Below are 12,896 nucleotides of genomic sequence, written 5' to 3' on the forward strand. Positions count from 1 at the left end.
TTAATCATGAAGACCCTGATTTCCGCTGTTGCTATCGCCGCCGCCCTCGTTGTTCCGGTCGCGTCGTTCGCTCAAGCGAGTCAGCCGGTGACCCGTGCTCAGGTTCGCGCTGAACTGATTCAACTCGAAAAGGCCGGCTACAACCCGAGCGCCAGCGACGTGAACTACCCGGCCGACATCCAGGCAGCGCAAGCACGCGTCGATGCGCAACGCGGCACGGCCATCGCGGCCAACCCCGCAGACAGCAGCGGCTACGGCGCTCCGGCCGCCGGCACATCGCAAGCTGGCCACGCTGTCATTCCGGCGAAGGCCAACCGTGACTCGGTGTACTTCGGCAACTAATCGCAGTAGAAGTCCGCAGATGTAGTGGGTAGTTGTAGTGCGCTGTAGACGCCGCTTCGTGGAATAGCGCGAACGCGGCGGGCAAGAAAAAACGCCATCCAGTTCGATCGGATGGCGTTTTGTCGTTTACGGCGCCGTGCTGCGACGTTCCCGTCAATGCAGCGTTCGCTGCCGCCGGCCGATGTCATCGAACAGCGCGCGGCTCGGCTCCAGCGCGAGCAGCCACGATTCGTCGTAGTCGCTCAGGTTGTCGAGCGCCTCGCGCAGCCGTTCGAGCGCCACCGCCGGCAGCTCGACGCTCGCCTCGACCCCGCTCGACAGTCTCGCGATGCTCGCCAGTTGCACGAGCGCATCGGCGGCCTCGGCAACTTCGGCGGCGAAGATCAGATGCGTGTTCAGCAGTTCGACGAGGCCGGCAGACGCCGCCACATCGTCGACGTTGAGTTGCACGGCCAGAAAGGTGGCTTTGTTCATGCTCGATTCCTCCCAGAATCCCAACGTTGTCGTGAGCTGCTCCGCGCGGCTTGACTGAGTATAGGCGATGGTCGATCGCCTGCAATGATCGGACGGAACGACCTGGCGGCTTGCTCGCCCAGACGCGCGGGCCACGCGACCTATAATAGGGCCAGCCGCGCGAGCGCCGACGCCGTGGGCGCACGGCGCCGCCCGCCGGGCTTGCGCGCTTGCCAATTGCTCATCGACCATGAAGATCATCCGCAGCAGAAGCTTCACCGCGTCGCGTGCCTGGGGCGCGCTCGACATCGCGAACATGAACGGCATCACCACGCGTCTGCATTGGACCGACCAGCCGTACAAGTGGCACGTGAACGACGGCGAGGAGGTATTCGCCGTGCTCGACGGCCGCGTCGAAATGCGCTATCGCGAAGACGGCGTCGAACGCACGACAGTGCTCGAAACCGGCGACGTGTTCCATGCGTCGGTCGGCACCGAGCATGTCGCGCATCCGCTGGGCGCGGCACGCGTGCTCGTCGTCGAAAAGCAGGGCAGCGTCTGAAGAACACGTCAGTTTGACGGCACGCGTGTGGCGGTCGCGCACGATATCCAGGCGGCAGCGGACAACCGCGACCGTGTGCAAGCGTGACGGCACGGCAATTGCTACGGCGTCGATTGAATTGGATTGAGACACAGGTCGAGGAAAATCAGATGACACAACAATGGCAACCGACGGCGATCCGCCTGCTGATGGCCGCGGCGCTCGGCGTGGCGATCGCCGGCTGCACGACGATGCCGTGGGAAAGCACGCCGTTCTATAGCAACGCGCCGTCGAGCACGACCAGCCTCGCGACCGTCCCGGTGCCCGCCGGCTACTATCGCGTCAATCCGGGCGATACGCTGTCCGGCATCGCTTCGGCCTATGGACGAAGGCCGCAGGAAATCGCGGCCTGGAACGGCTTGCCGGTCAACGCGGCGGTCGCGCCCGGCCAGGTGCTGCGCGTTTCACCGCCGATGGCCTCGGGCAGCGTGGTCACGCCGCCGGTCGCGGTGGCGCCGGGTGCGCCAGCCGCGCCGGGCGCGACGGCGAACGTGCCGCCGGGCGCCGTACCCGGTGCGCCGGCCCCTGCCACCGTGCCACAGCAGGGCGTGCTGCAATGGCCATTGCGCGGACCGATCCTGCGCACGTTCGCGCCGGGCAAATCCAACGGCATCGTGATCGGCGGCCAACCCGGTGATCCGGTCAAGGCCGCGGCGACCGGCCGCGTGGTGTACGCGGGCACCGGCATCGAAGCCTACGGCCCGCTCATCATCATCAAGCACAACGATTCGCTGATCACCGCGTACGGCCAGAACAGCCAGCTACTCGTCAAGGAAGGCGATGCGGTGGCGCAAGGGCAGACGATCGGCGAGGTCGGTGTCGATAGCCACGGCGTCGCGTCGATCCAGTTCGAAGTGCGCGAGAACGGCCAGCCGGTCGATCCGCTCCAGTGGTTGCCGAAGCCTGGCGGCTGAGGGTCCCCGTCGCGACTGTCGGCTCATCGCAGCCGGATCGGCGCGCTTCTCGGGGATGCGCCGATTTTCAGCGTCGTCTGAATTGAATACACTGTATGGCTCGTTTGCCGGCGCGCGCGTTCCTTCCGGAATGCACGGGCGGCCGGTTGCCGTAGGCTGTCATTCATGGACGCACAGGGACACACAATGATCGATTTGCGCAGCGATACCGTTACCCGTCCGACTCCGCCGATGCTCGCGGCGATGTCGGCGGCCGAAGTCGGCGACGACGTCTGGGGCGACGACCCCACCGTCCTGCGTCTGCAGGCCACGCTGGCCGAGCGCACCGGCAAGGAAGCGGGGCTGTTCTTCCCGAGCGGCACACAAAGCAACCTCGCCGCGTTGATGGCGCACTGCGCGCGCGGCGACGAATATATCGTCGGCCAGCTCGCGCACACCTACAAATACGAGGGCGGCGGCGCGGCCGTGCTCGGCAGCATCCAGCCCCAACCGCTCGAAAACGCCGCCGACGGCTCGATCGCGCTCGACAAGATCGCCGCCGCAATCAAGCCGATCGACGATCACTTCGCGCGCACGCGGTTGCTCGCGTTGGAAAACACGATCGGCGGCAAGGTGCTGCCGGCGCAGTACGTCGCCGATGCGACGCGGCTCGCGCGCGAGCGCGGCCTCGCGACCCACCTCGACGGCGCGCGCGTGTTCAACGCGGCGGTCGCGGCGGGCAAGCCGGTCGCGGCGCTGGCCGAGCCGTTCGATTCGGTGTCGATCTGCTTTTCGAAGGGACTGGGCGCGCCGGTCGGCTCGGTGCTGGTCGGCAGCCGCGCGCTGATCGACGTCGCGCATCGCTGGCGCAAGGTGCTCGGCGGCGGCATGCGCCAGGCTGGCGTGCTCGCGGCGGCGTGCCTGTACGCGCTCGATCACAACGTCGAGCGGCTCGCCGACGACCACGCAAATGCCGCGCGTCTGGCGGCGGGGCTGGAGACGATCGAGCAGGTGAAGGTGCAGTCGGTCGCGACGAACATGGTGTTCGCGCAGTTTCCGCAGCAGCATTGCGCGCCGCTCGAGGCGTGGCTCAAGGAGCGCGGCATCCTCACGCAGATGCTGTACGCGTCGCGCTTCGTCACGCACATGGATGTGTCGCGCGACGATATCGACACGTTCATTGCCGCGGTGAAGGGGTATTTCGCGGCACGTTGATCGCGCCGCGTTGCTCGGAAGCGAGGCGGCTCGCGTGGTTGCCGCCTCGTCTTCCCGCACTGGCTCCAACTCGTGCGCGCTCGTTCGAGGCGCGCTTCATTCAGGCTTCATCCCCGCCTCACGCGCCGTCCGGCGCATATCTCACCTGACCGCTGCCTTCGTCTGCACGCCCGCGCGATGCGACGGCGCGAGCAGCCGCAAGCCGCTCGCCAGGCTCGCCGCGCCGGCGAAGAACGCGCCGAGGCCGAGCGCGAGCGTCGGCCCATGCTGGCGGCCGGCAATGCCGAAGCACAGCGCGACCAGCGCCGCGCCGGTCGCCTGTCCGAGCAGCCGCGCGGTCGCCACGATGCCGCTCGCGCCGCCGCTACGCTCCGGCGGCGCGCTCGCCATCAGCGCCTTCAGGTTCGGCGACTGGAAAAAGCCGAAACCCGCGCCGCAGATCGCCATACGGATGCCGATGTCGAGCACGTGCGGATGGGGGGGCAGCATCGCCAGCGAGGCCATCCCCGCCGACAGCACCGCGAGCCCGATCGCGCCGAGCAGCCCCGGCGGGTAGCGGTCCGACAGGCCGCCCGCGAGCGGCGCGGCGAGCGCGACCACGACGGGCCACGGCGTCATCAGGAAGCCGGTTTCGACCTGGCTGCGCAGCAGCACGTCCTCGAAATAGAACGGCAGCGACACGAACGCGAGGCCCTGCGCGGCGAACGAGCACACGGCCGTCACCGCCGACAGCGCGAACACCGGCCGCTTGAACAGATCGACAGGCAGCATCGGCGCAGGGCGGCCCGCCTCGCGGCGGATCAGCAGCAGCCCGAACACGCCGGCGAGCGCCGCGGCGCTGAGCACGATCTGCAGCGACGCCCGTTGCGCCGCCTCGCCGAGCGCGAAGATCAGCGCCGCGAACGTGACCACGTTGAGCAGCGCCGCCACCGGATCGAGTGGGTGCCGGCTCTGCGCGGTATGCGGCAGCGCCGGCATCGCGAAGCTCAGCGCGAGTACACCGAGCGGCACGTTGACCGCGAACAGCCAGGGCCAGGTCGCGACCGACAGAATCAACGACGCCACCGTCGGCCCGACCGCGAACGACACGCCGACGATCAGCGCATTGGTGCCAAGCCCGCGACCGAGCCGATGCGGCGGGTACAGATAGCGGATCAGCGCGGTGTTGACGCTCATGATCGCGCTGGCGCCCAAGCCCTGCACGATGCGCGCGGCGGCGAGCAGCGGCAGCGTCGGCGCCATCGCGCAGCCGAGCGAGCTCAGCGTGAACAGCGCGATGCCGCCGATATAGATGCGCCGATGTCCGACGATGTCGCCGAGCGCGGCGAGCGGCAGCAGCGTCGCGACCATCGCGAGCTGATATGCGTTGATGATCCAGACCGAGGCGGCCGGCGCCGCGTGCAGGTCGCCGGCGATCGCGGGCAGCGCGGTGTTGGCGATCGCGGTATCGAGCGTGGCGAGCGCGACGGCGAGCATGATCGCGGCCATCGCCCGGCGATTGGCAGCCGACATCGGGCCGTCGGCGGGGAGAGTCGGCGTGGGGACGCCGACGGCGGGGCTGAGCTTATCGGACAAGGCGTGGCTCGCGGGGTTGGGCATGCCGGTGTCGGTCGCTTCCGGAGAGGCGACGCGCTCGGGCGGCGGTTTCGTCGAGGGTGAGGCGCGCGCTGTCGGTCCACGGGGGATCGACGTGGCGGCTTGTGCGGCGCAACGTCGCGATTGTTGCAGAGACGGCACGATCGATCGTGCAGGGAGGCGGGCAGGAACCGGGAGGCGGCTAGAAGATGAGGCGCTTTGATCGATCTCAATGAAACGCAACTAACCGCCAATCCCGCCCGCCATCTCCAAATCGGCGCGCGCCCCGCATCAAATCCAACACACACACGACAGAACCGCCCGGCAGAACGGGCCGCCCGATTCGATCACAAAATCAGGCTATTCGGGGCTTCATCCGCTCGTCACGCATTGGAAAAATAATCGATGTGCGGCTCGCAGATGCTTCGGGCGTATGCCTTCCCCAACCCGCTTTCGTCACCCGACTCACGCGCGCCGATGCCCACCCCGAGTGCCGCGGCCACGCGGCTTTGCACCGCGTCCGGGCGCCCGCCGTGGCTCGGTCGCGCGGCAGCGGGCGAGCTCGCCGGGCACGCCGTATGCATTACCGTCCGCTCGCGCGCCAGTGTGCGCGATCCCTAAAATGTCCTACTCTATTTTTTTAAACCGCTCCGACAGGCACGCGCCTCCCGTCCGTCTCTCGTGCGGTTCGCGTTTGCCATGTCGACCTTCCCGGAGGCTTCGATGACAGCCGTCGATCTGGAATTCGACCAGCTCAACAGTACCGTCGACGCGCTACGGCGCTCAATTTCGAATCGCATGATGTACGGCGTCGGCAAGGACGCCGTTACCGCTCACCCGCACGACTGGCTGCACGCGGCCGCGCTGGCCGTGCGCGACAGGCTCGTCGCGCGCTGGATGAAGACCACGCGCCTGCAATACGAGCAGGACGTGAAGCGGGTCTACTACCTGTCGATGGAGTTTCTGATCGGCAGGACCTTTACCAACGCGCTACTCGCGCTCGGCATTCACGATCAGATGAAGGAGGCGCTCGCGAGCCTCGGCGTCGACATGGACGCGCTGATCGATCTCGAACCCGACGCAGCGCTCGGCAACGGCGGCCTCGGCCGGCTCGCGGCGTGCTTTCTCGACTCGATGGCGACGCTCGGCATTCCGGGCTTCGGCTACGGCATCCGTTACCAGTACGGCATGTTCCGTCAGGAAATCGTCAACGGCGAGCAGGTCGAGGCGCCCGACTATTGGCTGCGCGCCGGCAACCCATGGGAATTTCCGCGACCCGAAATCAAGTACATGGTGCACTTCGGCGGCCGCACCGTGCAGCGCGGCGACAAGACCGAATGGATCGACACCGAGCATGTGAACGCGACCGCCTACGACACCGTGATCCCCGGCTACGCGACCGACGCAACCAACACGCTGCGCCTATGGTCCGCGCGCGCGACCGAGGAACTCGACCTCGGCGCATTCAATCGTGGCGACTACCGCAACGCGGTCGACACCAAGAACATGTCGGAGAACGTGTCGCGGCTGCTCTATCCGGACGATTCGACGCCGGCGGGCCGCGAGTTGCGGCTGCGCCAGGAGTACTTCTTCGTGTCGGCGACGATGCAGGATCTGATCCGCCGCTATCAGCGCACGCACAGCACGTTCGGACGCTTCTCGGAGAAGGTCGCGGTGCATCTGAACGACACGCACCCGGTGCTCGCGATTCCCGAGCTGATGCGCCTGCTCGTCGACGAGCATCATGTGCCGTGGGACAAGGCGTGGAAACACTTGACGCAGATCTTCTCGTACACGAATCACACGCTGATGCCCGAGGCGCTCGAAACATGGGATGTCGAAATGTTGTCACGCCTGCTGCCGCGGCATCTCGAGATCATCTTCGAAATCAACGCACAGTTTCTGAAGCACGTCAGCGAGCACTCGGGCCACGACGCCGAGATGATCCGCCGCATTTCGCTCGTCGATGAATATGGGCAGCGGCGCGTGCGCATGGCGTATCTGGCGATCGTCGCGAGTCACAAGGTGAACGGCGTGTCGAAGCTGCATTCGCAGCTGATGACGCGCGACATCTTCGCCGACTTCGCGCGCATCTATCCGGACCGCTTCACCAACGTGACCAACGGCATCACGCCGCGCCGCTGGCTCGCGCAGGCGAGTCCGTCGCTGTCGTCGCTGATCGACGCGCGCATCGGCACACACTGGCGCAGCAATCTGTTCGAGCTCGAGCAGCTGCGTAATCTGCGCAAGGACGACGAGTTCGTCGAAGCGTTTCGCGAGGCCAAACGACAGAGCAAGCTGCGGCTCGTGCACCGGCTCGCGCATCACACGAAGCTGCACTTCGATCCGGACGCGCTGTTCGATCTGCAGGTCAAGCGCATTCACGAATACAAGCGCCAGTTGCTGAACTTGCTGCACGTGATCGTACGCTACAACGAGATTCGCGCGAATCCGGAGCGCGACTGGGTGCCGCGCGTCGTGCTGTTCGCGGGCAAAGCCGCGTCCGCATACCGGATGGCCAAGACGATCATCAAGCTGATCGGCGACGTCAGCGAGAAGGTCAATCATGATCCGCTGATCGGCGACAGGCTGAAGGTCGTGTTCGTGCCGAACTACGGCGTCAGCGTGGCCGAGCTGATCATTCCGGCGGCCGATCTGTCGGAGCAGATCTCGATGGCCGGCACCGAGGCGTCGGGCACCGGCAACATGAAGCTCGCGCTCAATGGCGCATTGACGATCGGCACGATGGACGGCGCGAACATCGAGATCTGCGACGCGGTGGGGCGCGAGAACATCTTCATCTTCGGTCACTCCGCCGACGAGGTGGACGACCTGCGCGCAAGCGGCTATCGGCCGCGGCGGATTTACGAGGAAAACGAAACACTGCGCACCGCGCTCGATCAGATTCGCACGGGCTTCTTTTCGCCGGACGATCCGCTGCGCTTCTCGGATATCTTTCATACGCTGGTCGACTGGGGCGATCACTATATGGTGCTCGCCGATTTCGACGCGTTCGCGAAGGCGCAGAACGAAGTGGATGCGCGTTTCGTCGACAAGCACGCGTGGGCCGAAAGCGCGATCGAGAACGTCGCGGGGATGGGGCAGTTCTCGTCGGATCGAACGATCGGCGAGTATGCGCGCAATATCTGGCGCGTGAGTCCGCTCAGTCTCGACTGAGCGCGAGATGACGGCAACGTAGTCGTTGCTTGCGGGCAAGCAGATAGAAAGCCGTGCGAGGCTGGTGCTGATCCGTCGCGCACGGCTTCGTCATGTTCGATCGTCGCCCCGCGTCAAGCCTTCGGCGCGGCAGCCGCGGCCTTCGCCCGATGCACTGCCTCGCCGACGCGTTCGACGAACTCGCGATCCGTGCTCATCAGCGCTTCGCGCTCGCCGTCGGCCGTCTTGACCATCAGCCGATGCGTGATGTCCTGGGTCACCCAGGTAAGCCAACCGACCACGATCAGCATCACCCCGCATACGAGTCCCGACGCCGAGTGCAGCACGCCCCCGACGATTGCGCCGATCAGCCCGGCCACCGAGATCACGAGCGGCACGACCTTGTTCTTCTGCACGGTCACGACCCGCACGTCGACGATATCGCGCAGCGGGAAGACCTGACCTGCGGATGAGAGGGCGTTGCGCGTGACCGACACGCCGCGATCGTTGAAAGGGCTTTCCATCGTTTCAATGCGAGGGTGGTGAAGCGCGCAGCGTAGCAGACTTCCTTCAAATTCCTAAAGTTACGGACTTTTCTATCCTCTCTCAGGCCTGTGTTGCAAGGGGGAGCGAATCCAATGACTAAAAAAACAGTTGAGGGATTTTGACTAAAATATGGCGGCGGGAGTCAAAGACTGGTTGCGGCAGCCTTTGTGGCACATCCGTTAGATTCTGGCGCTCAGCTGGAAACTGAAAACCGTATCGGTTACGGAGTGTGCGTAAAATTTCAGTAATGGAGGATCGAGCAATGGGCTCTGAGCTTACGCACGATTCCCCGCAAAGCCGCGCCAGATGAGATTATGCAAAAGTGCCAGGACTCACCCGCAAACAGTCACCCGAGAAAGCTCGAACGGCAGCTTTGTAGCACTGCATACGGGCGTCCACTCCTGGCCTAACGGTGTCCGTACTGTACGGCCCGTACAGTGGCCCAAATCTCGGTTTGTGTCGCCGTCTCGAACACCCTGTCGATCTCGATGCTGAGATATTGAATCTCAATATCCAACTTGACACGATTGAGTAGCAACGACATCTTGCTCGCTGGCGTCAATCGCGTTCAGCAAGGACGCCATGCCGCGCGAATGGTAAGTTGGTGCCTATCTCCGCACGAGGATGACGTCGTACAGTTTGCCGCCGTCGTCTACGCATATGCCGCCACCACTGGCTCCCTGGCCGCGAAGGTCGCATCGCAGCCCGTGACCGTCGCTGGACGAGAGCAGCGCCTTGACGAACTTGTCGCCAATCGAATAACTGTTTCCGAATGCCGTCGCAGTGCCGCCGTGGCTATTGAACCCATAAGCCGACGCGAACCCAAACGTGTCGTTCGATCCAACGAGCCCATAACCCGGTCCGCGTATGACCAAAGCTACCAGGCAACAGCCTTCTTCCCGCCCCCCGTAGATGCGCTTCAGTATGAACGTCTCGCGCTGGCTGCCTTCCATCTTTGTGAACGGCAGGGACAGCAACTTCAACATCTGATTACGCTTGCGACTTCATTGTTCAGGAATCCTTTAACGCCTGAGGAAAGACACGACCGGCGGAATCTGCTTGAGGTCATGATCCATATCGGCGAGGACTACAGGCGCATGAACAATTGCGATCATGAACTGTTCACGGTTCTGGCGCTCGACGCCAAGGGTATTCCGGACCGCAATCCAATTAAGGCGGCTTGATGCCGCCTTTTTCGATTGCACGGCGAGAAGCAGACGTTTATTCGTTTTGCATATTGTGTCTGCATATGTTGTCACGCGCGTCCATCAGATAAATCATGTGCCTCCCGACCCGACCCGACCCGACCCGACCCGACCCGACCCGACCCGACCCGACCCGACCCGACCCGACCCGAACGAAACGCGCGAGGAGATGCTGGCCATGATTGAGCGCATCGCCGATCTTCTGGAGGCGCGCGCTCGCGGCGACGCCACGCTTCTCTCTACCACACTGCGCTATCACGAGCAGCAGCGCTGACCGTTTCCCGCGCGCGATCGACTCGCATGCGTCGTTCGCCATTAGGTGTTGCTGCACCCGTTTATCACGCATTTCCATCTCGAAAAAGCAAAGGATTCCGATTTAACGATCATTCACAAAATCGTTGGCAATTTCGCACAGGGTGAGTGGAGTGATTGACGGGCAGCGAGTACCGCCCTAGATTTTTTCGGTTGAAGGTTGCTGATGCAACAGTTGTGCCTCGTTTCTTTAACCATACAGGGATGTGTGGATGAATGCTGTCACGAAGAATTTTACCGCCGCGCTCAGCCACCCGAGCGCGCGCCTGACCCAGCACCTCAGGATCTGGATCGGCTCCCAGCCCCATGACCTCGACGTGCTCGATTTCAAGGCCAGCGGCGGCTTCTGCAAGGACTACCGCGTCGACGTCACGGTTACGTCGCCACGGCTGGAGATCGACGGAAAGCAGTATGTGGGCCGTCGCGCGGGCCTGCAGATCGACGAGCAGGCGGCGGTGCCCTCGGTGAGCTACGTGCAGCCCGTCAGTCACGACGCCGCCACCTTCAACGGCGTGGTGACGAGCTGGAAGCGCATCCGCACGAGCCGCGACGAGTCCGCGTACCGGCTGCTCATCGAGCCGCGCTTTGTGGCCCTCTGCAAACGCATCATCAAAAGCGACACATTTAAAGATGTGACTTTGCAGGAGCTGATCACCCAGGCGCTGGTCGACCGCAAGAATTTCGATGCCTTCGATGTCGAATTCCAGATCGAAGGGCTGCAGGAGAAGATGGAGCAGGTGGTGATGCTGGAGGAGTCGCTCTGGAATTTCATCGCCCGCCATTGCCGCCGCCTCGGCGTTTTCTGGTTTTACAAGCAGGGACGCGGCAAGGATGGCAAGCTCGACACCATCGTGTTCGCCAACAATCCGCGCGCCTATATCCGCTCGGTCGACGTGCCGCTGCTGGATGCCTCGGGCCTGCACGCGAGCTGGCACGAAGCGGCCCAGGCCGTGCATGAGCAGCGCGCGCTGGTGCCGGCCACCATCGAACTGTGGGAGCGCAACTACTGCACGCCGGACGATCCCCTTCGCGCCACGGCGAATGTCTCCATCGAAACGGATGACCGCTCGTCGTTCGGGCAGATCAGTCGCAGCGTCGAAGGCCATCTGACGCCAGCGCAGGGCGAAGCATTCGCGCAGACGCGGCGCGATGAGCAGATCGCGCGTCAGGCGACGCTGGCGGGCAGGACCGACGCCAAGGGCATCGCGGCGGGCGTGGTAATGAAGCTCACCAATGCGAAGATGCCGAGCGCCGAATACGGCTTCGTGATCACTTCGTTCAAGATGAAGGGCAGCCGCACCAAGCCGGCCTATACGCGCTTCAAGGCGATGCCGGCGAACCTGACCTACCGGCCGAGGTTTGACTTTGAGCGGGACTGGCGTTTTCTGCCTGGTCCCGCCGTGGGCGTGGTCACGACGAGCGACTCCGCCCCCTACGGCGACATGGACGACCACGGGCGTTATAGCGTGCTGCCGAAGTTCCTGCAGGACTCGGGCAACACCGACAACAAGCTGCTGAAGCTGCGCCTGCTGCGTCCGTCATCGTCCTACCAGGGCGGCTTCCACTCGCCCCTGCTGCCGGGGACCGAGGTCCTGCTCGACGCCGAAAATCGCGACGTGGACCGCATCTACATAGCGGGGGCCATGCACGACTACGCCCACCCGGACGTGGTGCGTGGAGACCAGTCGCTGTTTAGCTATGCCATCTGGCGCTCGCCGCTGCTGGGGGCCGAGGTCATTTTTAACGATCTGCAGGGCAAGGAAAGCGCGCGGATCGCGACGGTGTACAGCCAGTCGGTCGTCAATCTCGGTTATCTGCTCAACAGCAAAAAGCTCCTGCGGGGTGAAGGGTCCGAAATGACGACCCAGGGTTGGGGCACGATGCGCGCGGCGAAGGGACTGTTCCTCTCGGCGGATGCGGCGGCCGCAGCCGATACGCCGCACCTTGAGATGCCCGCAGCCGTCGCGCAACTCAAGGCGGCATTGCAGCGTGTAACGGACCTTGCGGCGGCGACGGCGCAGGCTGGGGCCGACCCTGCCGACCGGGCCACGCAGGCGGCGCTCCTCGACGGGCTGAACCAGCTTCGCGACGCGGGGCTACTCGCCAGCGCCCCAGGCGGCATGGCGTTCGTCACGCCGAAATCGGCCCAGCACTCGGCGGGGCAGAACGTGATCGTTACCGCAGGGCAGGACATGGACGTCAGCATCGTGAAGCGACTGCGCATGGTGGCGGGTGATCTGATTTCCTTGTGCGCGCACAAGCTTGGTCTCAGCCTCACGGCGGCGAAGGGGAAGTTTACGGCGGCGGCGCTCACTGACGGCATGGATCTGTTCGCGCAGAAGCAGTTGCGTGTCGCCAGCGAGAGCGCGGACGTCCAGGTGTCGGCGAGGTCGAAGATCACGCTCAACTGCGGCGGGGCCTCGGTTGTCATGGAGGGCGGCAACATCACGTTCCACTGCCCCGGCGCATACACCATCAAGGCCGGCTCGTTCACGTTTGTCGGACCCGACAACGTCCCAGCCGTCCTACCTGTCCTGCCGAAAAGCGACCTAACGCTCAATGAGCGGTACTCCCATACCAACTAACACGCCATGATTA

10 protein-coding genes are annotated in these 12,896 nt (G+C 64.4%); 7 read left to right on the forward strand and 3 right to left on the reverse strand.

Annotation, left to right across the window (positions count from 1 at the left end; all coding sequences use genetic code 11):
- Positions 1–6: 6 nt before the first annotated feature.
- Positions 7–342, forward strand: a complete 336-nt coding sequence (locus tag OKW38_RS34725; protein ID WP_429365151.1) for a DUF4148 domain-containing protein — start codon at positions 7–9, stop codon at positions 340–342.
- Positions 343–495: 153 nt separating this feature from the next.
- Here the strand turns inward: OKW38_RS34725 and OKW38_RS34730 are convergent, their stop codons facing one another.
- Positions 496–816, reverse strand: coding sequence for a hypothetical protein (locus tag OKW38_RS34730; RefSeq protein WP_090809379.1), 321 nt, complete (start codon positions 814–816; stop codon positions 496–498).
- 229 nt (positions 817–1,045) lie between these two features.
- Between OKW38_RS34730 and OKW38_RS34735 the strand changes: the two genes are divergently transcribed.
- From OKW38_RS34735 to ltaE, 3 genes are all read left to right on the forward strand, one after another.
- Positions 1,046–1,357: a cupin domain-containing protein gene (locus tag OKW38_RS34735; protein WP_090809381.1), complete on the forward strand. Its 312-nt coding sequence runs from the start codon at positions 1,046–1,048 to the stop codon at positions 1,355–1,357.
- Positions 1,358–1,506: 149 nt separating this feature from the next.
- Complete coding sequence (locus OKW38_RS34740; RefSeq protein WP_429365152.1) at positions 1,507–2,310, forward strand: peptidoglycan DD-metalloendopeptidase family protein; 804 nt, start codon at positions 1,507–1,509, stop codon at positions 2,308–2,310.
- Between the two features lie 186 nt (positions 2,311–2,496).
- Complete coding sequence (gene ltaE, locus OKW38_RS34745; protein WP_429365563.1) at positions 2,497–3,504, forward strand: low-specificity L-threonine aldolase; 1,008 nt, start codon at positions 2,497–2,499, stop codon at positions 3,502–3,504.
- A 141-nt stretch (positions 3,505–3,645) separates the two neighbouring features.
- Here the strand turns inward: ltaE and OKW38_RS34750 are convergent, their stop codons facing one another.
- On the reverse strand, positions 3,646–5,016 hold the full coding sequence (locus tag OKW38_RS34750) for an MFS transporter (RefSeq protein WP_429365564.1): 1,371 nt from the start codon (positions 5,014–5,016) through the stop codon (positions 3,646–3,648).
- Positions 5,017–5,802: 786 nt separating this feature from the next.
- Here OKW38_RS34750 and OKW38_RS34755 point away from each other — a divergent pair.
- Positions 5,803–8,256, forward strand: a complete 2,454-nt coding sequence (locus OKW38_RS34755) for a glycogen/starch/alpha-glucan phosphorylase (RefSeq protein ID WP_429365153.1) — start codon at positions 5,803–5,805, stop codon at positions 8,254–8,256.
- A 113-nt stretch (positions 8,257–8,369) separates the two neighbouring features.
- On the opposite strand, the gene OKW38_RS34760 is transcribed toward OKW38_RS34755, so the two are convergent.
- Positions 8,370–8,759 (reverse strand): DUF6232 family protein, encoded by a 390-nt coding sequence (locus OKW38_RS34760; protein WP_090809387.1) that lies wholly within the window; start codon positions 8,757–8,759, stop codon positions 8,370–8,372.
- 549 nt (positions 8,760–9,308) lie between these two features.
- Between OKW38_RS34760 and OKW38_RS34765 the strand changes: the two genes are divergently transcribed.
- Positions 9,309–9,965, forward strand: coding sequence for a hypothetical protein (locus tag OKW38_RS34765; RefSeq protein WP_429365154.1), 657 nt, complete (start codon positions 9,309–9,311; stop codon positions 9,963–9,965).
- Positions 9,966–10,510: 545 nt separating this feature from the next.
- On the forward strand, positions 10,511–12,883 hold the full coding sequence (locus tag OKW38_RS34770; protein ID WP_429365155.1) for a DUF2345 domain-containing protein: 2,373 nt from the start codon (positions 10,511–10,513) through the stop codon (positions 12,881–12,883).
- Positions 12,884–12,896: the final 13 nt, after the last annotated feature.

Source organism: Paraburkholderia sp. MM5496-R1 (assembly GCF_050436205.1).
GTDB classification, from domain to species: domain Bacteria; phylum Pseudomonadota; class Gammaproteobacteria; order Burkholderiales; family Burkholderiaceae; genus Paraburkholderia; species Paraburkholderia tuberum.